Origin of the sequence: Flagellimonas nanhaiensis (assembly GCF_003382275.1) — a bacterium.
Lineage (GTDB): Bacteria > Bacteroidota > Bacteroidia > Flavobacteriales > Flavobacteriaceae > Flagellimonas > Flagellimonas nanhaiensis.
Genome location: NZ_QTJX01000001.1, coordinates 1048726 through 1074534 on the forward strand (window position 1 = coordinate 1048726; position 25809 = coordinate 1074534).

The 25809-nt window shown below is 40.8% G+C and carries 25 protein-coding genes; 6 read left to right on the plus strand and 19 right to left on the minus strand.

Going from position 1 to position 25809, the window contains the following annotated elements; translation table 11 throughout:
* Window positions 1-58: 58 nt before the first annotated feature.
* The 10 genes from DX873_RS04800 to DX873_RS04845 form a co-directional block, all read right to left on the minus strand.
* Window positions 59-466: a thiol-disulfide oxidoreductase DCC family protein gene (locus tag DX873_RS04800; RefSeq protein ID WP_116183364.1), complete on the minus strand. Its 408-nt coding sequence runs from the start codon at window positions 464-466 to the stop codon at window positions 59-61.
* A 117-nt stretch (window positions 467-583) separates the two neighbouring features.
* Window positions 584-1324, minus strand: a complete 741-nt coding sequence (locus tag DX873_RS04805; protein WP_116183365.1) for a DUF2268 domain-containing putative Zn-dependent protease — start codon at window positions 1322-1324, stop codon at window positions 584-586.
* A 126-nt stretch (window positions 1325-1450) separates the two neighbouring features.
* Window positions 1451-2428 carry a permease gene (locus DX873_RS04810; RefSeq protein WP_116183366.1) on the minus strand — a complete coding sequence of 326 codons (978 nt, stop codon included), beginning with the start codon at window positions 2426-2428 and terminating at the stop codon, window positions 1451-1453.
* Window positions 2429-2437: 9 nt separating this feature from the next.
* Complete coding sequence (locus DX873_RS04815; RefSeq protein WP_116183367.1) at window positions 2438-2737, minus strand: thioredoxin family protein; 300 nt, start codon at window positions 2735-2737, stop codon at window positions 2438-2440.
* 44 nt (window positions 2738-2781) lie between these two features.
* Window positions 2782-3087, minus strand: coding sequence for an ArsR/SmtB family transcription factor (locus DX873_RS04820; protein WP_116183368.1), 306 nt, complete (start codon window positions 3085-3087; stop codon window positions 2782-2784).
* A gap of 60 nt (window positions 3088-3147) precedes the next feature.
* Window positions 3148-4593 (minus strand): serine hydrolase domain-containing protein, encoded by a 1446-nt coding sequence (locus DX873_RS04825; protein ID WP_116183369.1) that lies wholly within the window; start codon window positions 4591-4593, stop codon window positions 3148-3150.
* Between the two features lie 152 nt (window positions 4594-4745).
* The gene (locus DX873_RS04830; protein WP_116183370.1) at window positions 4746-5042 is read right to left on the minus strand and encodes an antibiotic biosynthesis monooxygenase family protein; all 297 of its coding nucleotides are present in this window, start codon (window positions 5040-5042) and stop codon (window positions 4746-4748) included.
* 282 nt (window positions 5043-5324) lie between these two features.
* Complete coding sequence (locus tag DX873_RS04835) at window positions 5325-5801, minus strand: hypothetical protein (protein WP_116183371.1); 477 nt, start codon at window positions 5799-5801, stop codon at window positions 5325-5327.
* Between the two features lie 262 nt (window positions 5802-6063).
* The gene (locus DX873_RS04840) at window positions 6064-7176 is read right to left on the minus strand and encodes a C1 family peptidase (RefSeq protein WP_116183372.1); all 1113 of its coding nucleotides are present in this window, start codon (window positions 7174-7176) and stop codon (window positions 6064-6066) included.
* Between the two features lie 366 nt (window positions 7177-7542).
* A complete protein-coding gene (locus DX873_RS04845) occupies window positions 7543-8484 on the minus strand; it encodes a tail fiber protein (RefSeq protein WP_116183373.1) in 942 nt (313 codons plus the stop codon).
* 232 nt (window positions 8485-8716) lie between these two features.
* Here DX873_RS04845 and DX873_RS04850 point away from each other — a divergent pair, with 232 nt between their 5' ends.
* Window positions 8717-8998: a hypothetical protein gene (locus DX873_RS04850; protein ID WP_147296604.1), complete on the plus strand. Its 282-nt coding sequence runs from the start codon at window positions 8717-8719 to the stop codon at window positions 8996-8998.
* A 38-nt stretch (window positions 8999-9036) separates the two neighbouring features.
* Here the strand turns inward: DX873_RS04850 and DX873_RS04855 are convergent, their stop codons facing one another.
* The gene (locus DX873_RS04855; RefSeq protein WP_116183375.1) at window positions 9037-10923 is read right to left on the minus strand and encodes a tetratricopeptide repeat protein; all 1887 of its coding nucleotides are present in this window, start codon (window positions 10921-10923) and stop codon (window positions 9037-9039) included.
* A gap of 310 nt (window positions 10924-11233) precedes the next feature.
* Here DX873_RS04855 and DX873_RS04860 point away from each other — a divergent pair, with 310 nt between their 5' ends.
* Entirely contained in the window at window positions 11234-12829 is a 1596-nt protein-coding gene (locus tag DX873_RS04860) for a thiol-activated cytolysin family protein (RefSeq protein ID WP_116183376.1), read from the plus strand.
* Between the two features lie 130 nt (window positions 12830-12959).
* On the opposite strand, the gene DX873_RS04865 is transcribed toward DX873_RS04860, so the two are convergent.
* From DX873_RS04865 to DX873_RS04875, 3 genes are all read right to left on the minus strand, one after another.
* Entirely contained in the window at window positions 12960-15131 is a 2172-nt protein-coding gene (locus tag DX873_RS04865) for an endonuclease MutS2 (protein WP_116183377.1), read from the minus strand.
* A gap of 82 nt (window positions 15132-15213) precedes the next feature.
* Window positions 15214-16251 carry an N-acetyltransferase DgcN family protein gene (locus DX873_RS04870; protein ID WP_232520858.1) on the minus strand — a complete coding sequence of 346 codons (1038 nt, stop codon included), beginning with the start codon at window positions 16249-16251 and terminating at the stop codon, window positions 15214-15216.
* Window positions 16252-16286: 35 nt separating this feature from the next.
* The gene (locus tag DX873_RS04875) at window positions 16287-17324 is read right to left on the minus strand and encodes a dipeptide epimerase (RefSeq protein ID WP_116183378.1); all 1038 of its coding nucleotides are present in this window, start codon (window positions 17322-17324) and stop codon (window positions 16287-16289) included.
* 189 nt (window positions 17325-17513) lie between these two features.
* Here DX873_RS04875 and ung point away from each other — a divergent pair, with 189 nt between their 5' ends.
* Window positions 17514-18179 carry a uracil-DNA glycosylase gene (ung, locus tag DX873_RS04880; protein ID WP_116183379.1) on the plus strand — a complete coding sequence of 222 codons (666 nt, stop codon included), beginning with the start codon at window positions 17514-17516 and terminating at the stop codon, window positions 18177-18179.
* A 12-nt stretch (window positions 18180-18191) separates the two neighbouring features.
* On the opposite strand, the gene DX873_RS04885 is transcribed toward ung, so the two are convergent.
* The 5 genes from DX873_RS04885 to DX873_RS04905 all read right to left on the minus strand — a co-directional run bounded on the left by DX873_RS04885 (window position 18192) and on the right by DX873_RS04905 (window position 22349).
* A complete protein-coding gene (locus DX873_RS04885; RefSeq protein WP_116183380.1) occupies window positions 18192-19043 on the minus strand; it encodes a substrate-binding domain-containing protein in 852 nt (283 codons plus the stop codon).
* Between the two features lie 75 nt (window positions 19044-19118).
* Window positions 19119-19994, minus strand: a complete 876-nt coding sequence (locus DX873_RS04890) for a nucleoside phosphorylase (protein ID WP_116183381.1) — start codon at window positions 19992-19994, stop codon at window positions 19119-19121.
* Between the two features lie 3 nt (window positions 19995-19997).
* Window positions 19998-20930: a DUF1835 domain-containing protein gene (locus DX873_RS04895; protein ID WP_116183382.1), complete on the minus strand. Its 933-nt coding sequence runs from the start codon at window positions 20928-20930 to the stop codon at window positions 19998-20000.
* 137 nt (window positions 20931-21067) lie between these two features.
* Entirely contained in the window at window positions 21068-21397 is a 330-nt protein-coding gene (locus DX873_RS04900) for a translation initiation factor (RefSeq protein WP_116183383.1), read from the minus strand.
* Window position 21398: 1 nt separating this feature from the next.
* Window positions 21399-22349, minus strand: coding sequence for an isopenicillin N synthase family dioxygenase (locus DX873_RS04905; RefSeq protein ID WP_116183384.1), 951 nt, complete (start codon window positions 22347-22349; stop codon window positions 21399-21401).
* Between the two features lie 111 nt (window positions 22350-22460).
* On the opposite strand from DX873_RS04905, the gene DX873_RS04910 reads away from it, so the two are divergent.
* From DX873_RS04910 to DX873_RS04920, 3 genes are all read left to right on the plus strand, one after another.
* A complete protein-coding gene (locus DX873_RS04910) occupies window positions 22461-24437 on the plus strand; it encodes an alpha-ketoacid dehydrogenase subunit alpha/beta (RefSeq protein ID WP_116183818.1) in 1977 nt (658 codons plus the stop codon).
* Window positions 24438-24522: 85 nt separating this feature from the next.
* Window positions 24523-25008, plus strand: a complete 486-nt coding sequence (locus DX873_RS04915) for a lipocalin family protein (RefSeq protein ID WP_116183385.1) — start codon at window positions 24523-24525, stop codon at window positions 25006-25008.
* Between the two features lie 4 nt (window positions 25009-25012).
* Window positions 25013-25705 carry a YiaD family glycine zipper/OmpA-like lipoprotein gene (locus DX873_RS04920; RefSeq protein WP_116183819.1) on the plus strand — a complete coding sequence of 231 codons (693 nt, stop codon included), beginning with the start codon at window positions 25013-25015 and terminating at the stop codon, window positions 25703-25705.
* The last annotated feature ends 104 nt before the right edge of the window (window positions 25706-25809 follow it).

Consider the following 25809-nt stretch of genomic DNA (forward strand, 5'->3'; position numbering starts at 1 on the left):
AAAATCAATAATTAGGCAAATGGGTATTCTGGGCTAGGGAAGGAGTAATATAAGTGAGTTAACCCAAAAACTTGGCCTGTAACTCGGGTGTGGGAATCATACAGGCCTCTTTTTTGCCAAACCATCGGTAGCGGTTTCGAGCAACAAAATCATAAATAGCATCCCGAAAAGTCTTGGGAATCCAGGTAAACAAGGACAGGGCTTTCCAAAACCCTCCAAAACCTTGGCCGATTTCAAGAGCTGCATCGGACTTGGTGTAGTAGGCCATTCCTGGTTCTATGAGAATGATAGAATCCACTTTGGAAGTATCAATTCCACGTTCTGCTACCAACTCCTCCCCAATTTTGCTTTGCAGGGCGGCGTAGCGAAACATGTCCTTTTTGTCCCTTTTTATGATAAACTGTACGGCCCCATTGCAGAGGTTGCAGACCCCATCAAAAAGTATGATTTTTTTTCCCTCTTCCACACTGCAAAGATAAGAGCTAAGAAATGAAAATCTATCCGGCAGGTTTTTTCAAACATCGCTTTTAAAGTTTTGCCCCAAAAGATGCAACATTGTGGGAGCAGCGCATGTTCGACAATATCAGTAACCAGCAAGTTTTATTATTTCATTTGGCTTAAGATTGCTCAATTCCAAAATACTTTTTCCTGAATCAAGCATCGCTTTCCTGATTAAAAAATTTCCTGCCCTATAACCAATATAAGTTCTCCCATCTGGATGCTCACCCATTACCCAATCGGAATAACTTGCGTCCAAAGGAAGGGCCAAGATCTCCTTAACCCAATTATCAGCTTCGCTGGTATAGGCATTAACCTTTTGGACGTTTCCAGTATATATTTCAGTAAATGCAACGGCCAAGCCTTCATTGACCATGGCATTGGGTATTCCATAACTAAATTTGTTGTCCTTGATGGCCCAACCACGCGATAAATGATGGAACTCGTGAAAAATGGTACCTCTTAGGCCTGAACTTATTGAATCAATTATTCCTTTTTGATATTTGTGTGATATTTGGACAATGACCATAGGAGGGAAGTTTGTTTCTGTTCTTCCAGTTACTCCATCAACCATATCAAGGTCCCAATCCACATTTTCAACAACTACCTTAATACTGTCTGGTAGATTTGGTAGCAGATTCCGCACTTCTTTTTCTGAATCGATGATTATTTCACGGATAAAATCCTTTTGTGGTTCAGAAAAATTGACAGCGTCTTCTTGGAAGATAATTTCAACTTTTGCCGATGGATGCTTCTTTGAAATGGAATTGCAGGAAATAATACAAGCTAATGGGGTGATTAAAAGCAGGCTCTTGAGTAAGTGCATTTTGTTCTTGGTTTTTGAAATGAAGACAACTCAAAAAGAATAATGTTACAACAGAGGGCATTTTTTTAAATAAAAGGTTTAAGAGCCTCTTTAAATCCAAACATTCAATGTGTATCCACATCTGGTCTAAAGAATAAGATTGAACAAATACCCCGAAGCAATAATACAGAGTGCAACGACACTGAAAAAAATGGCAATGAGTTTTAAGGTCATCACTTTTTTTAAGAGCAGGGCTTCTGGCAGCGATAGGCCAACCACTCCCATCATAAAAGCTATAGCAGTTCCCAATGGAATTCCTTTGGCCACCAACACCTGAACAATAGGAAGTACGCCAGACGCATTGGAATACATGGGGATGGCCAAAATCGTGGCCAGAGGAACCGCAAAAAGATTGTCTTTGTCCATGTATCTTTCAAAAAAACCTTCTGGAATATAGCCGTGCATCAATCCGCCGATGGCAATTCCAACCATAACATACGGGGTAATACCTTTTAGGATTTTTATAACCTCTTTCCAGATGATAGGCAAACGTTGTTTGAAGCTTTTCCTTTCCATCTGAAATAGGTCTTGCTCTTTTTGGGCGTTGGCCAAAACTTCTTTTACCCAAGGCGTTAAATAGCGTTCTAATTTCAAACTTTGAAGAATGATGCCCGATATGGTACCCAATAATACCCCACTGATTACATATATTATGGTTGTCTTTACCCCGAACAGTCCAACAAAGAGTCCAATGGCCACTTCATTGACCAAGGGAGAAGTGATCAAAAAAGAAAAGGTTACGCCCAATGGAATACCACCCCTTACAAAACCGATAAATAATGGAACCGATGAACACGAACAAAAAGGCGTTACTATTCCAAAAAGACTTGCCATGAGGTATTCCAACCCGAATAGTTTATTTCGTGAGAGATAGTTCTTGACCCGATCTATTGGAAAATAACTATTGACAATGCCCATGAAAAAAATGACAACAAAAAGTAAGATTAAAATCTTGACAGTGTCATAGATAAAGAAGTTGAGGGCTTCGGCCAAATGTTGTCCATTGTTCAAATTCAACAATTCGTAGACCAACCAGTCAGCTAGGTTTTGTATCCAATCAAACATGGTTAGCTGTTAACAGCAATTGTTTTGGGAACCACGACTTGAATTGTACATATGTCCGGTTTCTTTGGTTTTTAAAAGTTCCAATACTTCATTCTTGCCTGGAACTCTTCCCTTAAGGGCAATTACATCATCGATTACCAGTGCTGGCGTGAGCATTACATTGAATTTCATTATGTCCATTAGGTCCTCCACCTTTTCTATAGTGGCATCAATCTGGTTTTCATTAACAACTTCCTGAACGACCTTTGTCATTGTTTTACATTTTGGACAGCCAGTGCCTAAAATTTTAATTGTTGTGCTCATGTGCATTAATTTGTTTATCGCAAATAAACGATTTGATTGCAAAAAAAATATCAATCAAAAAATTGTTGGAAAAGGACTTTGGCAATTTTCCAGTTTTCTTGATTGATGCAGTATTTTATTTTCGGTGGCTTTAATTCACCCTGAATAAGCCCGGCATTTTTTAATTCTTTCAAATGTTGTGAAACTGTGGACTGGGAAATCGGTAATAAGTCCACCAAATCCCCAGTAAAGCAGCACGATTGATTTTCAAGAAGCTTTAAAATGGCAATACGGGTAGGATGCCCCAAAGCTTTGGCATATTTGGCCAAGGCTTCGGTGTCCGGTTCGTAGGCTATTTGTTCTAAACTTCTCTTCATATTGCTTATCGCAAATTTACGATTAATATTTAGAACAATATATATGCTTATTCCATTTTACTATTTTTTTGGGATATTGTTTTTTAAAAAATTATATAAGTTTGGCGCCCCCGATCGGTTGTTGCACAATACAACGAGTACTAAATCGGATTCGGGAAAATAAATCAGCTCTGAAGTATTCCCAACATTTACACCACTATGTCCAATGTTTAGGATGGACTCATAATTAACTTCCAACCCAAGACCCTGAAAATCGTCTCCTCCTCGTTTAACAAGTGGAGCATACAACAAACCTTTATGTGCTTCATCCAACAGATCATCTGTATTTTTTATAGTTTCAAAAAGCTTGTATAGGTCATCTACGGTACTATTTAACTGAGCAGCGGCACTCACTCTTCCAAAGAAAGAGGGATATTCGGAATAATCTTTAAGCCCACCATGTTTAAGGTCATAGCGATATGGATTTGCAGTCCCTGCTTTAGAAAAAGATGTGTCGGACATTCCAACTGTTTCAAAAACATTTATTTTGAAGTATTGCTCCAAATTTAACCCTGTAACCTTCTCTATAATAACCCCTAACAAGTCATATCCTTGGTTGGAATAATTCCATTTCCCAGAAGGGTTGAAATCGCCAAAACTGTCCCACTTTGGTAATTGTTCAAGATGGATATCGTATACCTCTTTTAGGGAGTTTGTTTTTTCGATTTGCTCCCTGAATCCATCAATATTTTTCAATTTGTAGTCAGAGGTATGGGTCAACAATTGATAGATTGTAATTTTTTCGGAAATGTTTTTGGGCAGTTCAGGTAAATACTTTTCGATGGGAGCAAATAGATCAAGTTTTCCATTTTGAACCAATTGTAAAATAGCTATGGCCGTAATCGGTTTGGTAATCGAAACAATATCAAACCTTGTACTTAGAGTATTCAGCTCGTTTTCTTCAATATTTTTAAATCCGTACGCTTTGCTATGGATGATTTTTCCGTGTTGAGCCAGTAAAACCGATCCCTGAAACAAATTGTGTTGCTCATTAAGGGTAAGGTAATTGGTCAACCTGTCCAGAAACTCTTCATTTGAAGGTGCGGGAGTGGAAGTATTGGGTGGCTGCATTCCCAATAACATGCCCACAGCCTTAATCTTTTGATTATCGGAATTCAAGATAAATTCAGGCGCAAACCAGGCTTTGCTCATGGTACCTTGAAGCCAGACTTCAAGGTCATTGGGTTTATTTATGGATAGCGAATGTAGTTTTACCGGACCAAATCTGTGATAGATGTCCATCCAGTATTCTGTTTTTTCATCTAGATAGGCACTGTCAGTATTTGCATAATGTGTTTTGGCAAATGTTTTGATTTCTATTTGTAGCCCAGTATTGTAAGCTCTAATAAAGTCCTGAAAGACTTTTGAGCTTGGTGTTTCTGGCCATGTAAAGTTGGTTTGGGAAAAAGTTGTAGTAACTGATAGAAGGGTAATAAAGACAGACAGACAGCTTCTGAGGTATTGCATAGAAGTTCGTATTTGCAAAGAAGGACTGATTATTTTGGTCCATGTTGCAAATTGTACGACTCAATGAGCAATCGAGAAGTTTACGCTCTAAGAGAAGAGGAATTCAATTGGTCAAAATATTGGAGGGCAAGGGGGGAAGTTGTAGTGATGTTTTACTTTGTAAAATCATCCACTTCCTTAAATATTTCCACAGAGACTCGTTCTCCCAAATCATGCATGGACTTCATTTGACTAGGTTTACTGTTCTGCCAAAATCTCTCCCAATCTTCAATTTTGTCCCATCTTGCAATGGTCTTTATTTGTCCTGGGTCTGTATCGCTTTGAAGCATAAAACTACCCCGTGCTCCTTTTACCTCTTTATGGATTGTAGTGGTGGTTATTTTCCAGGTTTCAATAAAAAGCTCCAAGTTTTCCGGAGGTACCTGCCAAGTGTATACAATTCGAATCATGTTAGGGGTATTTGGAATTGGTTGCTTGGTGCAAGATAGTGCTCATTGCCGGTACGGGCCAAGAAACAGTTCTGCCAATTTATTTGCGATGCGTATGTCATTTCGAGCAAGCGTAGCGACGAGAAATCTAATGAATCTGAAAAGATTTCTCCATCGTCCTTACACTCCTCTTGTCGAAATGACATTGGTTTGCAACGAGAAATCTTTAGATTTCTCAATCGTCCGCCTTTGGCGAACTCATTTCGAAATGACCAGGGTTTGCCGTTATGCGTGAATGAGGTGTTATTTTGATGCATAATTACGCCCTGTTTTATAACCACAATAAGCAAGGAAGACCAAAAGTACAAGTTGGAGCCCCACGAGTATCATTGATAGTATTGCCATTAAACTTTCCACTGGGGTTCTTTCCCTTTCCACTGTTCCGTTTTCCAAGGTACTATAGGGCTGACTAAAGGTTTCCAACAGAGAAGTGAAGCCGCCCAACACCATAATCATAAAAATAAGGGCAACCATGAGAACAAGGTTGGCGGTCAAATTTTTAAAACTGGCTTGGATTGTTCTAAAAAGGTACACACCAAACAATAGCAACACAAAAAGGAGTATAGCTAAATAGAAATATGGGAAAACAAAGTACGTATCATGGATATTGATATCAAGGAGAGAATCATGCCGAAAACCGTCCACTCCAAAGAGAAGAAGTATAACAAGGAACCCAAACCCCAGCGTTCCCAATAACCAATAAATCTCTCTTTTTTTCAAAGTATAACTTTGTTGTCAAGTTAATCAAAACCAATTATATGATTCATAATCTAGGCCATAAAATGCAATCTTGCGGAAATCGGAGGTGGTTTGTCATTTCGAGCGAGCGTAGCGACGAGAAATCTTTAGATTTCTCAATCGATGCCCTGCATCTCATTTCGAAATGACGAACGGTTGTTCCGTCTGTTAAACGTGACTGATGCCCCACAAGATAATAGGGGAAGGGTGCGGGGCACTCCGGGGTTTGCAATTGTCCAGGTTTTTAAAACAGTTTTTCCGCCAAGGTTTTAGGAAGCGCATCTTTATGAATGGTAACGCTAATGGCCTTCAGTCTCATATAACTTTCACTAAAATGGACATAGCCGCCATAGGTGGTACGACTTTCATCGGTGCCCCAACTGTTCTTGACCATGTAATAGGTATTGCCGTTTTGGTCCTTGAGTATGCCCGTAATGTGCATTAAGTGGTCATCCGTAGTGGCATAGTTTTCAAACTGTTCTTGTCTGTAGTTCTGGTCAATGGTTTTCTCTGCAACGGGTTGCGTCATTGCCTTTTTTGCATCACTGGCAAGTTTGGGGATTACGGCAACCCCATGTTTGCTGGAAAAGGTATTTTCACTGACATCACAATCCAACTCCACGGTAAACCCATTTTCCAGGGCCGTGTTTATGGTCTGCATAAGTTCATTCAGCGGAATATTGTAGAAACTGCCATTGCTCCAATTATCTGGAATATTGAGGATAAAATTGTTGTAAAATGGCCTATGGGTAAACGAGGTCAACGAGATATAATCATCGGGATTCAATGTGGTCATCTCCAAAAAAGACTGGGGGGTATAGTTTTTGCCCTCATAGGTAAACTCCGGTACATCCTTGCCCAGATAGGTGTTCAAAACACTTTCGGTGACCGCTTTCCATTTGTTGCTCAACCTTCCCGACTTACTACTGGCATAGGTTTCGCCAAGGGCCGTGATCACCGCGATCAATTCGCTATGGTCATGACGGTTTTGATTTACATTGACCAATCCGGAATAAACTTGGTTGGGGACGAGGCCGTATTTTTTCACCGCATTCAGCACATCATGGGCCAGACCTCCTTCGCTCAATTGCGCCTTACCTTGGCGCATGATGTAATTTTCCATCTTGGCGGGATAGGTCTTTTTAACGGTGTACAGTTCGGAGAGATCAATCTGTTTGCCCGTTAGCCGAATAATTTCCGATTCCAAAAAAGAGGTACTGCTAAAACTCCAGCAGGTGCCCGTTCTACCTTGACTGATGACCGGGGTGGCCTCTAGATCTACTACCTTTTTAAACTCATACCCTTGGGAAAAAGCGTGTAAAGAAATTAGAAATAAAAGAAAGCGTAGTGGTTTCATTGCGAGTGGGTTTAGGCTCCAAAGTACATAATTTATTTGTCATTTCGAGCGAGCGTAGCGACGAGAAATCTAATGAATCTGGAAAGATTTCTCAATCGTCCTTGCACTCCTCATTTCGAAATGACGAATGGGTTGCCGTTACGCGGCTTGGTCATGGATGATAACACACAAGATGCGTTTCGGTAATGAAGGTGGTTTGTCATTTCGAGCGAGCGGAGCAGCGAGAAATCTAATGAATCTGCAAAGATTTCTCAATCGATGCTATGCATCTCATGTCGAAATGACGAATGGGTTACGGTTATGCGGCTTGGACACATAAAGTGCAGAGGATTGCCCCACAAGATACTAGCTGGAGGGAGTGGGTTGCTATTTTTTCGATTCAAGTAATCTTTCAACAAGAGTTTTCAGCTCTTCGATTTCTTTTTGTTGCTGTAGGGTATAAAGTGTCAGCTCTTCAATTTTTTTAAGAAGTTTCATATCCATTTCCGCCTGTAGAATTCCATTTTCTTCAAATTCCTTTGCAGACGGAATTTCTGGAAGATGATTGTTTTTGGCAATGAAATTTTCGACTTGTTCCAGAGTGATCAAATCGTAATCGTTATCAAATACATAATCTGGAGCGGGAACATTTAAATCAATTTTTACCTCTTCAGCATGTATTTTTCCTTTAACGGTCAATTTCATATCAGGATTTGTTGTGCCAATTCCAACATTACCACTTTGGGTGATTCTCATTCTTTCATTTCGATTATTAGATCCAGTAGAAAAACTTATTCCATCGTAGGCATTCAAACTTAGACCATCAGGACTTGCACCAGAATTAGAATGGTCATATAAAAGAATGGAAAGGTTATATTTATTTGCTGAGCTAAAATTTTCCCGGAAAAAGATTCCGTTATCATCGCCCAAATTATAAGAATCGATTAACATGTTACCTTCCAGATGGAATTTTTCTTTGGGTTCACTTGTTCCAATTCCTAGATTTCCAGCTGAAATATGATTATTAGTGCCATCTGTATAAAAAGCAACTTTCTCAACCCCTTCTTCATACATGTGAAATCTTGCGCCGTTTGTTGACTTTTCTGCTATTTTGGCAAGAGCATTGCCAGAGTTGTTTGCTTCTAAAATAAAGCCACTATTACTGGAGCTGGAGCTATTGGATTTAACTGATAAAGGTGCTATAGGATTTGTAGTTCCAATCCCAACATTATCAGTTGTTGTTATATGGGTCCCATTATCCGTCCATTGAGCAAATGATAATGAAATTGAAAATAAAGAAAACAAGGTAAAGTAAATTATATTTTTCATTTCTGTGGTTTTATTAAGTGTTATGTTAAAATAAAATGGATTTGGTATAAAAAACTACTTTGTCAGTTTTACAGAAATTTCCTTCAAAAAATAATAGCACACAATCTTTAACCTAGAAAAACTTATCAACAATAGCCGATAGCCGTGGACAAACCACTGGAAATCTGTTTTTTATAGAAAGCGTATCTTAGCTTGGTCAGCACATTCTAGGCTTAACTTAAACCATTAACATATGTCTAATGAGAAAAGTCATAAGCCATGTCAGCACTGTAAGGCGGCACTGCCTGCGGAGGAGGCGCAATGCGCCCCTAGAATTTCCCAAATGCTCACCCCGGCCCAAGTGGAACTCTTACAATTTGCTAATTATCTGGACGGCCCAGATTTGGTCAACGCCCTAAAACTCCTCCATGATGTGGTCATCTACCATTCCGAGATTCCGTTGGATGAGGAGGAAAAAACGGCCCTGTATAGTGTAAAGGGACTTTGGGAGTGCATACAAGCTATTGAGCAATAAAAAGGAAAGGCCCTAAAGGGCCTTTTTTCAATTTGGGATTACAAGGTGTTCAAAAAGGTGGTCAGGTCGGTTTCCTTATCCAAGCCCAATTTCTTTTTCAACCTATACTTGGATTTCAGGATGCTATCGGGCAATACATTTAGGGTGGCGGCTATTTCCTTGGTGGTCAGGTTCATGCGTAGAAAGGCCGCTAACCTTATTTCTTTTTCTGAAATGTCGGGGTAGAGGGTCTTTAGTTTTTGGTCAAAGTCGTTGTGCACTTCAGAGAAATAGGTCTTAAAGACCTCCCAATCCTTGTCCGAGGCATTTTGCTTCTTCAGCAACATCACAATTCGCCGAAACTCCACCTTGAATTTTTCCGGTGAGTTTTTTAGGTTTTCCAAGTTCTCTTTTAGTTCTTGGATAAAAGTGTTCTTCTGTACCAAATGCAGGGTCTGGCTGGCAAGTTCCTTCTTTTTATGGGCTATTTCCTGTTTGTAGATCTCTTCCTGTTTCTCTCTGGCAATACGGTTTCTCTTTATTCTTTGTCTGTATCCAAACACGGACAGTCCAAACAAGGCCAGGGCAGAGGCCATGCCTCCTGCATAAAGTCCCTTGGTAAGTTTGTCCACCTTGGCCTTTTCGTTCAGGGTATTGATTTCTTCTTCTTGTAGGGCTAAAGCCGCTTCTTTTTTCTCGGTTTCGTAGATGGTCTTTAACTCTTCTATTTGTTGGGACTTTGATTTATTGAAAAGACTGTCGTTGATTTCTTGGGACTTTTCTATATCTGCAAAAGCTTTTTCAAATTGTTGGCTGTTTTTAAATGCCTTTGACCTATATATCAGGGCCAGTTTTTTAAAATCTAAGGCGCCTATGGAATCCGACATGGTCACCGCGTCATTTAGGTATGGAATGGCCTCATCCACATTCCCCTTTAAGCTTAAGGCATGCCCCAACTCCCCTAAATTGTTGATTAGGTTTTGATGGGTGTTTTTGGTCCGATTTATTTTCAAGGCTTTCTGGAGGTAGTCAATGGCGATATCATAATCACCTTTTCTGATATAGACCATGCCCAAGTTGCTTAGGCAATTCCCTTCCATGTCGTTAACCTTTATTTCCCGGCTTATTTCCAGTGCCTGGTTATACGTAGCGATGGCCTCATCGTATTTTTTCATTTCAAATAGGGCTGTTCCCATATCTACCAAGGTGTGTCCTTTGTAAATATTGTCATTGGTTTCGGTGTAAACCTTCAGGGCCTTTTCATAATGGCCCAATGATTCTTGAAAATTACCCCTTACATATTCAATGTTTCCCAATTGCACAAGGGCATCCGCATCTCGCCAAGGTTCTTCTGGAACTGTGTCCAGTACTTTCAAAGATCTAAGTGTGTAATCCATAGCTATTTTATAGCTACCCTTGTTTTGGTACATTCCCCCAACACTCATCAACCCATTTCCGTAATTGAGCCAAAAGCCATTCTCCCTATAAATTTCGGTAACCTCCTTTTCCAGCTCAATGGCCTTATCAATAAATCCTTTATCAAATTCTATACGGGCAATTGACGATAGGGCAGTGGCGTGGTTTTTTATATTGGGATGCTTTTCCCAAACCTTCAATGATTTGTGATAATAATGCTTGGCAGAATCCAATTGCCCGGTCAATTTATGGTATACCCCAATGTGGTAATAGCCAACACCTATTCCGGACCAGTATTCAATCTTTTTTGCCTGATCTAGTGCATTTTTGGCATGTTCCAGTCCTTTTTCAGGATTGTTATAAACTTCTGCATAGTACAGTTCTTCTAAGACTTTTATTTTAGGAATGCCGTCTTCCAAACTTTCATACTTGGTCAATAGGCTGTCTATTCTTTGTTGGCCTTGAAGCTGACAAAATGTAAAGATTGGACAAAGTATTGCCGCAGCTAAAAAGAAGTATATTGTTTTCATGAGAGGTTGATTGTTTCACCAAGATACCTAATATATCCATTGAAAACGCACGGGATTCCATAAGGACAAACCCCCTTGTCCATACATTGTCCATGTTTTTTATTGTTTTTTCTTCGTAAAAATATTTACTTAACTAGTTGAAAATTAAATAGTTACTAGCAAAAAGAGGTGTGTCGGCCTTAAAAGCCCGTCCATGCCGTTTTTGGAGTCAATCTATACCCCTTGTCCATACTTTGTCCATATTAAAAATTAGGGATGGGGGATATTCTCTTCTAGGTTTGAGGTGTTGAATCCTTAAAACCAAGAAGTTATGAAAACAATTATCCAAAAAATCAACGTATGGTCCATACTGGTTATGGCCATGACGTTGTCCATTACTGTTTCTTGCAGTACAGAAGAAAGCCCCGAACCGCCAACCGAAAACGGAGGTGAAAACAATGGCGGAGAAAACTCAGGAGGTGAGAACAACAATAATCTTGAGGAAATCAATTCCACTATTGCGAGTCTTACCTACAGTCCAGATGAGCTCTTAAATGTGCAGGACACGGGTGGTGCTCCTTCAGAAAGAATATTGAATAATGATAACACAACAAATACTGGTCCTACTCAAGGCCAGCTGTTTGAGTGTAGGACCCAGGATTATAGTCTAGAATCCAATTTTGAAGACGTTGCGATCTTAAGACCAACAAACGGAGTAGTATTCCCTGGAGCACTGGTCATAGGGAACGAAGGTATGTTGGATGGTGCTCCTGATCCTTTGACCTTGGACAGGTCTCCGGCAACATTACGTTTGGATTTGCCTGGAATTGGAGCGCAGGGAACTATTGTGGTGGATGACCCATCATCCAATTCAGCAGTGCAAACTGGCATAGACAACGCTCTGGAGTGGTGGAATGCCAATGCCTATCAAGAAGGTTATGTAAACGCGTCAAATTCCACCTACCAAGCTTCCACATCCTATTCCTCAAAGCAATTTAGCTTGGATGTTGGATTAAACTTGGAATGGGCTACAGGATCTTTGGCCTCTCAGTTCAATTACGAGAGCAATACTGAAAAAAGGTACGCCGGCCTGGTGTTTAAGCAAGTTTTTTATACCGTTACCATGGATACCCCAAGTTCTCCAGGAAGCGTTTTTGATTCTTCGGTCACCAATGCCCAGGTGCAAAATGCCATTGGTTCTGCTACTCCGCCAGCTTATGTAAGCTCTGTTTCTTATGGAAGAATCATTATGGTCCGTATGGAGACAACCAATATGAGCACTTCCATTGACTTGGATGCAGTGCTGGAGTATGCTGGAGGTGTTAGTGGGGTAGGAACTGTTAATTCTACCTATGATGCCATTCTAAAAACATCCAACATTACTGTGGTAACCATCGGGGGTAATGCAGAAGCGGCTTCGGAGGCTATCAATCTGGCTGATATTGAATCGGGATTCGGATCCTTGAACAGCGTTATAACCGGAGAAAATGCGGTATATAGTCGTGATAATCCAGGAGTGCCCATTGCCTATACCATTAGGTATCTAAAAGATAACAGTTTGGCTAAAATGGGGTATACCACGGATTACAGGGTAGAAAACTGTCAAACATTTAACTATGACCATGAGAGTGTGGATGTGGACAACAATTCCATTTTTGATGTAAGATATCGTTTTGTTTATAAGAACCCTGGAACAAACAACACCGTGATTGGTAGCTACAATGTGGTAAACAATGGCCAGCGGTCGGTAAAAAGTCCACCGAATGGAGCACATGATGTTGAAGTGGAGTTCCAGTTTCAAGATGCTTTTGTGTGGCGGGCACTGGGAAGTCCACGATCGTATAACTACATCAGTAGTCAAAAGTGTTTTGAAGTGACGAACAATTTGATTCTGCAGATTTTCTTAACGCCAATTAGCTGTAACTAATAGTGTCAACAGTCGGCCGCTCAGGTTGGGTTCAACAACTTGATGCCGGCTGTTATTTATTCTGATTTCTCATTCCCGCGAAAGCGGGAATCTTTTTTTAGGTCTCGACTGCGCTCGACCTGACATGGATTTACTTTTTGGCCTCTACAAGCTCCAACTGGTCTACACTCACATTAGTAGTGAACATGCCATAGTTGACAACAGCTTTCCCTTTTTCCAAAGTGTCAATACTTCCCACGGCTTTGCCATCCATCAAACGAACCCTATCTCCAATCTTAAAAACCGGTCTGGGTTTGTTCTTTTCTTTTTCTATGGCTTTTTTCTTTTCAGCCTTTTTTTCTTTGCGGACTTTTACAATCTTCTTTTCCAGCTCTTGGGCCACTTGTTTTTGCTTTTCTTGTTTGGCCTTTACTTTTTTGGCGTTGGTTTTTTTACGCTTACTGTTCTCTGTTTCCACAATGCGAAGCAACTCAGAAATCAACGGTCTTTTCTTGTTGTCTACAAAGTATCTCTCGGCTACAGTGTTCACCTTATTGCCCAACTGGATCATACGTTGGTTATGGTCATAAAGCTCTTGGTAGCTTTCAAGTTTGGTTTTGATTTTTGTGTTCAATTCCTCTAGTCTACTGGCCTCTTCTCTTGCTTTGGTTTCTTCTTCCTGCAGTCTGGAGCCGGTTTGTGCCATTTTGTTCCGTTCCTTTTGTAGCTTGGCAATGGTGGCATCGAACCGTACTTTACCGCGTTCTATCTTTTTCTTTGCCTTATTGATCAAAGAGTAGGGGATTCCATTCTTTTGGGCCACCTCAAAAGTGAAGGAGCTTCCGGCTTCGCCCAGTACGAGTTGAAAAGTCGGTTCCAAAGTTTTGGAATTAAAACGCATGTTGGCATTTGTAGCATGGGGCAGCTCATCGGCCAATGCTTTTAAATTGGCATAGTGGGTGGTGATTACTCCATAGGCTTCACGCTCATAGAAAACTTCCAAAAATGCTTCGGCCAAGGCACCTCCCAACTCGGGATCACTTCCAGTTCCAAATTCATCGATCAAGAATAAGGTTTTGTCATTACACTTCTTTAAGAAGTGGTTCATGTTTTTCAATCGATAACTATACGTACTTAGATGATTTTCAATGGATTGATTATCTCCAATATCCGTAAGTATCTTATCAAAAAAGCATACGGAACTACGTTCGTGAACTGGAATAAGCAGCCCACTTTGAAACATCACCTGAAGTAGCCCGATGGTCTTTAGGGTTATACTTTTTCCTCCTGCATTAGGGCCTGATATGACTATGATTCGATTTTCCGGTTGAAGCTCTATGGTCTGTGGCCAGGTTTTTTCATTTTTTTGTTTGTTGGCCAGATAAAGTAGCGGATGGTACGCATCTCTTAGGAACAACTGGTTGTTTTCATTGATTTTTGGAAGTAAACCGTTCATTTCCGATGCATACTTGGCCTTTGAGGCTGTAATGTCAATGTGGGTCAAGTAGGTCTGGTACGCTAAAACTAATGGCTGAAAAGGTCGGATAGAGTCGGTAAGCTCGTTCAGGATTCGTTGGATTTCTTCCTTTTCATCGAACTCCAAATTGGAGAGTTCTCTAGTGTATCCAACCGTAGTTTCAGGAATAATGTAAACAATGCTTCCAGTCTTGGAGCTGCCCATGACGCTTCCCTTAACCTTACGGCGGTGCATGGCCTTAACTGCCAGCACTCTTCTATTTTCCATTACCGATTCCCGGATGTCATCCAAAAAATCGAGAGATTGATATTTGGCCAATGCGGCTCCAAAGCTTTGATTGATTTTCCCTCGAACTTCACCAATTTGCCTCCGGATATGTCTAAGTTCATCGGAGGCATTGTCCTTAATCTCACCGAATTTGTCAATAACATTGTCTATGGAAGATGGAATCTCCGAGTTGACCTCTAATTCATTGACTTTTTCAAAAAGTAGGGGGTAATATTCCTTAAACTTCTTGAAGAACTTTTGATGGATGGCCACGGTCTTGCAGATATTCCCAATTTTTCTGAAACCAGGAATCTCCAATGTGGTGTTTTCGATCAAGAGTAGCTTTAATTCCGGATTGACGTTGTCAAATCCGTGATTTGGAATTCGGTTTTCATTGGAAAACGAGGCTAAATACTCCGAAGTTTGACCCAAAATGTCAATCAACAAATCCTTGTCCTGAAAGGGTTGAATCTGGAGTGCACTTTCCTTGCCCAATTCGGTGTTGCAACGTAATGAAAGTTGCTGCAATACCGTTGGAAACTCTAAATCTTGGAGTGTTTTGGGATGTATGCGCTGCATTTTCTTTTAATAGCCAGGCAAAGATAGGGGATTTGTCTTTGTTAGCTTCTATGGGCAATCATAGTAATGAAAAGTAGAAACTTCAAATCTCTTGAACGGCTTTGACCAATTTTTTGGGCCCAAAACGAATCATATCAGTGGTGGGGATTCCTGTTTGTTGTTCAATCTCGGCTATCTTGTTTTGGGCTTCCTCTTTTGTGAGACCTACAGTATTCAACGCGATTCCTATAGTTTTCGCTGGTTGTAACGAGCCACAGACACTGGCCAAGGCCTCATTAAGCTTAATAAACTCATCAATAGGAGGTATGGCTATATGGGAAACAGGATATCGCAGGTTTGCGTGGGCGGCCTTATGGCACAAGATAAAATGTGTGGGTTGGGAGCCTCGGATTAAGGGAAGGGTAGCAGTACTTCCCGGATGGGCCAAAGAACCTTGCCCTTCAATTATGATGATATCGTTGTTGGCCTGTTCCAAAACAGCTTCTTCTACTGCTCCGGCAGCTTGGTCCACCTTAATGGCATCAAGGGGAATACCATTACCCATAAGGGTAATACCTATTTGTCCGGTAGGTACAAATCCGGTTTTTATTCCATTGGTCTGCAGTTCTGCATAAAGTTCTAGGCCGGCCGTCATTTTTCCTGCTGCCATGTCCGTGCCGATCATTAAGATTCTTTTGTTCTTTAGTTCGGCAGCTTTGGCGGTCGCAATAGGGTAGGACGGTTTTGGTTTTCGCACGTCCCAGATGAAGTTTTGTTTCAAAAGGTGACCGAAGCGGGAATTAAGATCGTCATGCAATCCATTGATCAGTGAAAGACCATGTGTCAAAGCTTGGGAGACGGGTTCATCCCATTCCATGGGAAAACGGCCTCCACTTGGGGCTATTCCCAATACCATGATTTCTGATTGCATAGCAATAGCTTCTTTTACTGAGGCAACCACCGGAATGTTATATGGTAAATCCACTGCTTCATCCACTGTTTTTCCAGCATACTTGGAGTCTATCACACATGCTATGGGATGTTTGGAGAAACGCATAAGGCCAAAGCCCATTTTCCCAGAATCATTGTCCAATGCGCCTTCCATATACAAACAGATTCTTTTGTTCTGGTCCATCATCATAAAATTAAAGTTTGATGAATTTTTTAATCTAGGTCTTAGGCCTTGAATTTCCCTCCATGTCCGGGAACGTCCATGGGCATAGTGATTTCATTTACCAGGGGAGCACCCTCACAAGGGTCAGGATTGAGGTTTAGGTGGGAATCCAAGTCGATATGATCCAGCGCTCCGGAAACCGCTGCTCCTGCAGCTATGGAAATTGAAGTTTCTCCCATACAACCTATCATAGTCTTGAGCCCAAATGCATGAGCCGTGGAAATGATACGTAGGGCTCCAGTAACACCCCCACATTTCATGAGCTTCATGTTGACACCATCAACGGCATGCGCCCATTTGGGAATGTCCGTGGCAAAACGACAGCTTTCGTCCACAAAAATGGGCAGGGGCCTATTTTTAAAGAGTTCTGGCAGATATGCTTCTTTTCCTTCCTTTAAGGGCTGTTCCACATATTCGCAATTTCGTTCAGACAACCATTGCATCATGTGCTTGGCATCCTTAACATTCCAGCCTCCATTAGCATCAACTCTAATGGAAATAGGGTAGGTCTTATGATACTCAAGAACGGATTGGTACATGGCTTTATCCGCTTCAATGCCTTCGGGATTTCCCAACTTAACCTTAAGGGTTCGTATTCCATCCTGCTCCAAGATCAGGGGAAGTCGTTCAGTCGCTTCTTCCGGGGTCATTATTCCTAGGGTAATGGAGGTGGGTTTAGTGGGTTTTGAATACCCCAACATTTGGTATAAGGGCATATTTGCCTTTTTTGCCAATAAGTCCCATAAAGCAATATCCAAAGCGGCCAAAGCACATGGAGCTAAGCCGTATTTTAGGGCCAGGTCATACGTATCGTGAGGTGAATTCAGGTTAGGTTCCTTTTTTAGGAAAGCTTCCAGCTGTTCTTGGGCTTCCTCGGCCGTTGCCGCTCCTTCTGAAGCACCGGGTGACGTCTCTCCCCATCCTGTATGTTCGCCATCGGTTACTGAAACAAATAGGTTGTACTGCCCATCTCTAACCCCTCTGCTTATGCGCAGTGGAAACCTTTTTTTAAGGTAATGGATTTCAAAAGCTACCTTCATTCCTAAAATCTTATTTTGAGACCCCAAATATAGAACCTACTTACTAAATTTGAATTCAATCCTTCAAATCTTTTTTCATGCGGGAAAACAATACTTTAATTTATATTATTGCAGCTGTAATCATATTACATTTTGTTGTAGGGATTGCTTATTTGTTGTGCAAAATGAACAAAAAAAAGTAGGTTAACTATGGAGGTTAGTATTGAGCCCAGTTGGAAGACACATTTGACTCATGAATTTGAGCAACCGTATTTTGAACAGTTGACTCAATTCGTAAAACAAGAATATCGTCAATATACTTGTTATCCCAAAGGGAAAGATATTTTTTCGGCGTTTGACCACTGTCCTTTTCAGGAGGTAAAAGTTGTAATTATAGGGCAGGACCCGTACCATGGTCCCAATCAGGCCAATGGGCTTTGTTTTTCGGTTAAGGATGGTATTCCGCATCCACCTTCCTTGGTCAATATTTTCAAGGAAATCAAAGTGGATGTGGAAAAACCTTACCCTAAGAGCGGTAATCTGGAGAGATGGGCTGAACAAGGGGTGCTGCTATTAAACGCTACTTTGACGGTTAGAGCCCATCAGGCAGGGAGCCATCAAAATAAAGGCTGGGAACAATTTACCGATGCGGTAATCAAAACCATCTCCAGTCAACTTGAAGGGGTTGTTTTCTTGTTATGGGGCGGATTTGCCAAAAAGAAATCTTCATTGATCGACAAGTCCAAACACCACATTTTAACCTCTGGCCATCCGTCTCCGTTAAGTGCAAATAGAGGGTTATGGTTTGGAAATCAGCATTTCAGCAAAGCCAATGATTTGTTGGCAAAAATGGGTAAACCGGGAATAGATTGGTAGTCCAGTCAAATTTTAGTCCTCGTGCAAAAATGTATTGGGGCCCTTAACCTCTTCAACTAATTCTAAGCTGGCCAATCTGTTTTGAACCTCTTCGAGCGTTTCCTCTGAGATTTGTTGCTGTCCCCATTCTGTCTTGGAGAGCCAATTCTGGATATCTTCCAGTTTTTGGTTGTATCTATTGGCCAAGGTCCTATCTATACTTGGAATCTGCTTAAATTCAATCGTGTAAGTGTTTATGACATCCAAAATGTGGTCCAATAGGCTTGCGTGTTCCTCCAGAAAGGAATTGGTTGCAGCAATTACAAAACATGGCCATGGAGTGGGACAGTCTCCAAGGCGTTTGAAAGTTCCTTGATCCACCAAAGGTTTTGTGGTGAAGTGTTCCCACAAAAAGTAAGCCCCTGAGCCATTACTTAAATTTTCTACTGCCCCTTGAAGATTGTTGATGATGGTGAATTTTAGATTTTCAGTACTCCATCCCTGGTTTTGGGCATTGATGTAGGCCATAAGATGGCTTCCACTTCCCATCCTACTAATGGCAATTGCATCATTCTTTAGTTCTGAAACGGATTCTTTTGTACTATCCGATGCAACATGTATTCCCCAAAGTAGAGGAGAGGAGACATATTCTTGGACTATTTTGCATGGATTGCCATATGAAATGCTTTTCACAATACCCTCGGTAAGTATGATGGCCAAATCGGTTTCACCTTGTTCAAGCATTTGTGACATTCTTCCGGTACCTTCAGGAATGTCTGTCCATTCCAATTTGATTCCTCGGTCTTCAAATGCTCCTTCTTCAATGGCTAGATGCCAAGGAAGATTGAAATGCTCAGGGACACCGATAATCTTAACTCGTTTCATCAATTTCTTTTGTTATATAAAGCGTATTTAAGTTATGAAACAATGACCACTCAAGATAAGAGGGAATTACAGATTTTAAGTGTTAGCAATAAGTTTTTCCAAGGCATATTCAATGAGGTTGTCTATTGATTTGTATCCTTGTTTGGAGAATTCACGGGTGGGTCTATTGGCCAATATCACATTGAGCGAAACGGACCTGTGTCCATGCAATTTGGCTAAGCCATACATGCTGGAAGTTTCCATTTCAAGGTTGGTGATTGGGTGTTTTCCAAAGGAAAAGGACGCCAGTTTATCATGAAAATCCGGAATTCTAAGAGGTAGTCTAAGAGTCCGACCCTGTGGTCCATAAAACCCTGAATTAGTAGCTGTTATACCTAATTGTATACGATTTGAGCTAAATATTTCAACAAGATTTTCATCAGCATCAACCGCATATGGGGTGATATTATACTGTTTCCAGCCCAAATGGTCGTTTAGCTTTTTCTCCATTTCAAGGTTTCGCACTTGTCCAGCATCATAGAAGTGCAACAAACTGTCCAAACCAATACCTGAAGCACTAAGAACGAATGAGTCGATTGGGATATCAGGTTGTATCGCTCCAGATGTACCAATCCGTATAATATCTAACGGTATTTTTTTCTCTTTAACCTCTCTAGTTTTAAAATCTATATTGGCCAGGGCGTCCAATTCATTAAAAACAATATCAATATTATCGGTTCCGATTCCTGTGGAAATCACACTGATTCTTTTTCCTTGATAGTGGCCTGTATGAGTAATGAATTCCCTTTTTTCCTTCTGAAGTTCAATAGAATCGAAAAACTTGGACACCTGCCTAACCCGATTGGGGTCCCCAACAGTTATGATTGTAGTCGCAATGTCTTCCGGAAGAAGGTTGAGATGGTAGATACTGCCATCAGGGTTCAGAATAAGCTCTGAGTCGCCTATGGGCATATTTTAAAGTTTTAATATACGGTCAGTGGCTGTATTATATAAGAAGTTATACTTTAACGAACCACCTAGATATAATTGATTATCACGTATTTGCGAATAATAATTTGTTTGATTATTCAAAACCTCACGACCTTTTTTGGTCAATTTGACTGGGTTGAACGAATTGAAAAGAGGTTTTAAGGAGGTAACAATACGCTCGTACTGCGTATCGCCAAATCCATAGTACCCTTGATTGGTCAGCAATTTGCCAAGCAATTCCTTTCTGGACTTAGGATTTTCACTCTCTGCAGTCTCCAAAACTCGATTTTCCAACTCATTTAAACCATTTTTAATGGTTGGAAACCTTCTCAAGTGTGCTTTTATGGCTTCGGAAAGGTACTCAAACTGGAATCCATTATGAGCTATTAAATTTTCTAACCTAATAGGGTTATCACTGCAGTACAATTGCCAAACATAATCCGCAAACTCAATATCGTCTTGAGTTAAAACCGTTCTGTTCTTATAAAGGTCCAGTAGTTTATCATTATCAAGCTCATTTAAACCATAGAGCTTGGCACTTTCATCTTCACTTCCACTACATACAAGTGATATCTCTGCATGTCTTCTATGTGTTTTTAGCCAACTGAGGACCGCCAGCATATTGATTTGGCAGAAGAGGTCATATTCAAACCATAGAACTATTTGATCTTGTTGCTTATGATTGCAAAGAGATCTATATTCTTTCAGGGTTTTTTCAACAAACCACGATTTTGAGACCTTGTAGTTTTTGCTAAGAAATTCAAATCGTGTTTTCCAAAAAGATTCGCTGCCAACCGCACATAGGGTTTTGCCCTCACACAGCATTTCACGCCATGTGATGATATCCCCCTTTAGATTCAATGATTGCAGTTTAGAAGTGAAAGCGTCCCCGTTGGTTATGTGCAACAGTGATTTCATTTTCAGTTCAGTTTTCGTTGGTTAAGGAATATTAAAAGTAAGACTTATACCAAGAAGATAAAAATTTTTTCGTAAAACATTGGTTTTCAATGTCTAGTTTTAACAAGTATGCAATGAAATCATCCTTTAGACTGGATTTAGCCCCCAACTCTTTTTACAGCAAAACCATGTTCTTTTAAATGGGCCATGATTTTGTCACGATAGTCCCCTTGGATAATAATTATATCCTTTTTGTAACTGCCACCTACACCTAACAGGGTTTTTAAATCTTTTGTAAGCGCTTTAAAATCCTTATCCGCTCCGTTGTATCCCTCAAGAATGGTGATGGGTTTGCCTTTTCTCTTTTCATATTTGCAAAGGATCGGCTCTTCCTGCATCCAGTAGGTTGGACTTTTTTCTTCCGCTGAATCAGTATTCTCAGGAATATGGTCCGGAAAAAGGTTTTTGAGTTGATCCTGTAAATCCATGCTACTCTTTTACCAAACCTAGCTCAATCAACCTTTCGTGCAAATACTCACCAGCTGTTGTGTCCTCAAATCCTTTAGGGTTGTCCTTATCTATGCAGTTTTCAAGGCAATTGAGAGGCATTTCGCTAACCGGGTGCATAAAGAAGGGAATGGAGTACCGGGATGTTCCCCACAGCTCCCTCGGCGGATTCACTACCTGATGTATGGTGGATTTTAGTTTGTTGTTGGATAAACGAGAAAGCATATCACCAACATTGATCATCAGCTGATCTGGTTTGGCAATAGCATCAACCCATTCTCCTTCATGATTTTGTACCTGAAGTCCTTTTCCATGTGCGCCCATGAGCAGGGTAATCAAGTTGATGTCTCCATGAGCCGCCGCCCTAACTGCATTTTTGGGTTCCGTTGTTATTGGAGGATAGTGTATGGGGCGGAGAATGGAATTTCCATTTTTGATCCATTGGTCAAAATAGAGTTCATCCAATCCCAAATGAAGGGCCAAGGCGCGTAAAACATATTTAGCGGTTTTTTCCAACATTTTATAGGTTTCTTTTCCAACAGTATTAAACCCTGGAAGCTCTCCCACTGAAACATTATCAGGATATTCGGCCTCAAGCTTCGGATTGTTGTCTACATACTGTCCAAAATGCCAGAATTCTTTTAGATCGCCTTCCTTTTTTCCTTTGGCATGTTCTTTCCCGAACGATGTGTAGCCCCGTTGACCGCCAATACCCTCGATCTCATATTTATCCTTAGTCTCTTGGGGTAATTGAAAGAATTTTTTAATCTCCGAGTATAAGTTCTCAACGAGTTCATCAGAAAGGAAATGGCCACTGAGTGCCACAAAGCCTATATTTTCAAATGCCCCTCCAATTTCTTTAACAAATTTCTCTTTACGGGCCGGGTCTCCTGAGATAAAATCCTCTAGGTCTGCACTGGGAATTGAACTCATGATTTTAGTTTTTGTTTACTGCCAAAAGTAATGAATTATGCTAAACCTTTGCAGATTTTGGAATGCCATGGAAGTCATTTTTACTACTTTTACCCATCGAATTTTGAAGATATGAGATACCACATTGGTAATTTGGACCAACACCAATTGATTAACCTTTACAGGGGGATGTTAAAGCCCAGAATGATAGAGGAAAAAATGTTGATTCTGCTTCGGCAGGGGAAAATTTCCAAGTGGTTCAGTGGAATTGGTCAGGAAGCTATTGCCGTTGGTGTTTCAAATGCACTTAAGGAGAGCGAGTATATATTGCCCATGCACAGAAACCTGGGGGTGTTTACTTCTAGAAATGTCCCTCTGGATAGGCTCTTTTCGCAGTGGCAGGGTAAAATGAATGGGTTTACCCAAGGTAGGGACCGTAGTTTTCATTTTGGGACCCAGGACTATAAAATCGTGGGAATGATTTCCCATTTAGGTCCTCAATTGGGTGTTGCTGATGGTATTGCCCTTGCGGATATCTTACGAAGAAACAAACGAGTGACAGCTGTTTTTACAGGAGAAGGGGCGACCAGCGAAGGAGATTTTCATGAAGCATTGAACGTTGCTTCTGTTTGGAATCTCCCAGTGCTTTTTTGTATTGAGAACAACGGATATGGGCTTTCAACCCCGACTAATGAGCAGTTTAATTGTGAACATTTGGCAGATCGCGCCAAAGGATATGGTATAGAATCCAGAATTATTGATGGCAACAATATCTTGGAGGTCTTCACCAAAGTAGATGAGTTGGCCAAAGCTATACGGAAAAGGCCAAGACCTGTACTTTTGGAATTTAAGACTTTCCGAATGCGAGGACACGAGGAGGCCAGTGGTACCAAGTATGTTCCTGAAAAATTAATGAAAAACTGGGCTAAAAAAGATCCTATTTCAAATTACGAAGCCTTCTTGTTGGAAGAAGGTGTAATTGCACAAGAAGAGATTGATCAATTTAAGGCCGAAATCACTGAAGAAATAAATCAAAACCTAAAAAAAGCTTTTGATGAACCTACTGTTTCTTTTAATGAAAGCAAAGAATTAGAAGAAGTATACCAAGATATTGATTACGAAGAAGTTATTCCGAATGAAAACTCGGAAAATATTAGATTTGTAGATGCCATTTCCCAAGGATTGGAGCAGTCCATGGAGCGTCATAACGAATTGATCATTATGGGTCAGGATATTGCCGAATATGGTGGGGTTTTCAAGATTACCGAAGGTTTTACTTCAAAATTTGGCAAGCGAAGAGTACGGAATACACCCATTTGCGAGTCGGCCATAGTTTCAGCAGCTATGGGACTGTCCATAAATGGAATGAAAGCAGTTATGGAAATGCAATTTGCCGACTTTGTGAGCTCTGGTTTCAATCCTATCGTCAACTATTTGGCAAAAGTCCACTACCGTTGGGGGCAAAATGCAGATGTGGTTGTAAGAATGCCCTGTGGGGGTGGAGTAGGTGCCGGACCTTTTCATTCCCAGACCAACGAGGCATGGTTTACCAAGACACCCGGATTAAAAGTGGTATACCCTGCCTTTCCTTCCGATGCCAAAGGGCTATTGAATACCGCCATAAATGACCCGAACCCAGTGTTGTTCTTTGAACATAAAGGGTTATATCGCAGTGTGTATGGAGATGTACCCACCGACTATTATACTTTACCCTTAGGAAAGGCAAACTTGCTGGAAGAAGGTGAAGGAGTTTCGGTGGTAACCTATGGTGCAGCGGTGCATTGGGCTATAGAAACTTTGAAAAAACACCCGGAAATTGATGCAGATGTTATAGATTTGCGTACACTTCAACCTCTAGATATAGAAGCCGTTTATGCTTCAGTGAAGAAAACGGGCAAGCTTATCATTTTACAAGAAGATACATTGTTTGGTGGAATAGCCAGTGATATTTCCGCAATGGTCATGGAAAACTGTTTTGAGTACCTGGATGCCCCGATAAAAAGAGTGGGAAGCCTGGAAACTCCGGTGCCATTTGCCAGAGAATTGGAAAAGAATTATCTGCCACAACAACGTTTTGAAAATGCCCTGTTGGAACTAGTGGCATACTAATTTGAGACTTTAACATTTTTTAACATGACCTCGGGGTCCAAAAAGTGTCTCATACGTATATATAAAGATCTAAATACCAATTCTTATGATGAAACAAGCATTCTTATTTGTTGCATTGGCGGGGCTGCTGCTCACGTCGTGCTCGGTTTCCAAATCTGCTAGAGATCAGAGGAACCTTTTTAGCGGTTCTTGGACGCTTGACAATATTTCCTATGAAAACAACACAGGAAATTTTAAATCGGTAATCTTCAATGACGCAGAAGATATTTGCTTTGAAGGAAGCGACTGGTTCTTCAGGGACAACAACAGCACGGGAAGATATACCATTTCACAAAGTACATTTTGCCAAGGTGGTGATCGTTTTTTCAGATGGTCAGTAGTAGAGCCACAACAGAATTATAGCAGCCAGCTACAATTCAAATTTATTGATGAAAAAAGAAAGGATATCTCTGGAGGGGTAGGCTATCGCTTGAATATTGCTAGCATTTCGGCACAGGCCATGACCCTTAAATCCCATGTTTCCGTAGATGGTGAACCGGTAACCATAGTTTATGAATTCACAAAAAAATAACCACATGAGAAGTATAGTATTGAAAAGCGCAGCCATTGTATTGACATTCGGACTGATTGTAGGCTGTGATGCAACAAGAAATGCAAATAACACCCAAAAAGGAGCTGTGATCGGTGCTGCCGGTGGAGCGGTAATAGGAGGAGTAATAGGAAATAATGTAGGAAAGGGAAATACTGCTTTGGGAGCTATTATTGGAGCTGTTGTTGGTGGTGCGGCCGGAGGCTATATCGGTAACCGAATGGATAGACAAGCAGAGCGAATTGAAGAGGAAATCCCTGGTGCAGAAGTAAAAAGAGTGGGAGAGGGAATCAACGTTACCTTCAATGAAGAAGCAGGGGTTTATTTTGATACCAACAAATCTGACGTTAAAGGAACTTCAGCTGCAACTTTGGATAAGTTGGCAGGTATCTTCAAAGAATACCCAAAATCCAATATTTTGGTAGAAGGACATACTGATAGTGCCGGAAGCGATGAATACAATTGGAAACTATCCCAACAAAGAGCAGAGTCAGTAACAAGTTATTTAATTGCAAAAGGAATTTCCAGCGGTAGGTTTACTACAAAATGGTACGGGGAGACCCAGCCACGTGAAAGCAATGAAACTTCCGAAGGCAAGGCTAAAAATAGACGTGTTGAATTGGCGATTGTTGCCAGTGATGAACTTAAGGAAGAAGCCTACCAAAAAACCAAAGGGTAGATTTTTCAATTCCAATAAAATAAGCTCGATGGATTCATCGGGCTTTTTTTGTACCTGACATGCTGTAGAGAACCACAAAATGTTAATTAACAAAAAAATGAAGT

Excerpts from the sequence above, each read along its gene's own strand:
- DX873_RS04915 (WP_116183385.1), top strand. The coding sequence starts at position 24,523 with ATGATGAAACAAGCATTCTTATTTGTTGCATTGGCGGGGCTGCTGCTC.
- ung (WP_116183379.1), top strand. The coding sequence starts at position 17,514 with ATGGAGGTTAGTATTGAGCCCAGTTGGAAGACACATTTGACTCATGAA.
- DX873_RS04820 (WP_116183368.1), bottom strand. The coding sequence starts at position 3,087 with ATGAAGAGAAGTTTAGAACAAATAGCCTACGAACCGGACACCGAAGCC.
- DX873_RS04890 (WP_116183381.1), bottom strand. The coding sequence starts at position 19,994 with ATGCCCATAGGCGACTCAGAGCTTATTCTGAACCCTGATGGCAGTATC.
- DX873_RS04840 (WP_116183372.1), bottom strand. The coding sequence starts at position 7,176 with ATGAAACCACTACGCTTTCTTTTATTTCTAATTTCTTTACACGCTTTT.
- DX873_RS04860 (WP_116183376.1), top strand. The coding sequence starts at position 11,234 with ATGAAAACAATTATCCAAAAAATCAACGTATGGTCCATACTGGTTATG.
- DX873_RS04895 (WP_116183382.1), bottom strand. The coding sequence starts at position 20,930 with ATGAAATCACTGTTGCACATAACCAACGGGGACGCTTTCACTTCTAAA.
- DX873_RS04920 (WP_116183819.1), top strand. The coding sequence starts at position 25,013 with ATGAGAAGTATAGTATTGAAAAGCGCAGCCATTGTATTGACATTCGGA.
- DX873_RS04870 (WP_232520858.1), bottom strand. The coding sequence starts at position 16,251 with ATGATGATGGACCAGAACAAAAGAATCTGTTTGTATATGGAAGGCGCA.
- DX873_RS04810 (WP_116183366.1), bottom strand. The coding sequence starts at position 2,428 with ATGTTTGATTGGATACAAAACCTAGCTGACTGGTTGGTCTACGAATTG.
- DX873_RS04805 (WP_116183365.1), bottom strand. The coding sequence starts at position 1,324 with ATGCACTTACTCAAGAGCCTGCTTTTAATCACCCCATTAGCTTGTATT.
- DX873_RS04865 (WP_116183377.1), bottom strand. The coding sequence starts at position 15,131 with ATGCAGCGCATACATCCCAAAACACTCCAAGATTTAGAGTTTCCAACG.
- DX873_RS04905 (WP_116183384.1), bottom strand. The coding sequence starts at position 22,349 with ATGAGTTCAATTCCCAGTGCAGACCTAGAGGATTTTATCTCAGGAGAC.
- DX873_RS04885 (WP_116183380.1), bottom strand. The coding sequence starts at position 19,043 with ATGAAACGAGTTAAGATTATCGGTGTCCCTGAGCATTTCAATCTTCCT.
- DX873_RS04850 (WP_147296604.1), top strand. The coding sequence starts at position 8,717 with ATGTCTAATGAGAAAAGTCATAAGCCATGTCAGCACTGTAAGGCGGCA.
- DX873_RS04900 (WP_116183383.1), bottom strand. The coding sequence starts at position 21,397 with ATGGATTTACAGGATCAACTCAAAAACCTTTTTCCGGACCATATTCCT.
- DX873_RS04875 (WP_116183378.1), bottom strand. The coding sequence starts at position 17,324 with ATGAAGGTAGCTTTTGAAATCCATTACCTTAAAAAAAGGTTTCCACTG.
- DX873_RS04815 (WP_116183367.1), bottom strand. The coding sequence starts at position 2,737 with ATGCACATGAGCACAACAATTAAAATTTTAGGCACTGGCTGTCCAAAA.
- DX873_RS04825 (WP_116183369.1), bottom strand. The coding sequence starts at position 4,593 with ATGCAATACCTCAGAAGCTGTCTGTCTGTCTTTATTACCCTTCTATCA.
- DX873_RS04845 (WP_116183373.1), bottom strand. The coding sequence starts at position 8,484 with ATGAAAAATATAATTTACTTTACCTTGTTTTCTTTATTTTCAATTTCA.
- DX873_RS04830 (WP_116183370.1), bottom strand. The coding sequence starts at position 5,042 with ATGATTCGAATTGTATACACTTGGCAGGTACCTCCGGAAAACTTGGAG.
- DX873_RS04855 (WP_116183375.1), bottom strand. The coding sequence starts at position 10,923 with ATGAAAACAATATACTTCTTTTTAGCTGCGGCAATACTTTGTCCAATC.
- DX873_RS04910 (WP_116183818.1), top strand. The coding sequence starts at position 22,461 with ATGAGATACCACATTGGTAATTTGGACCAACACCAATTGATTAACCTT.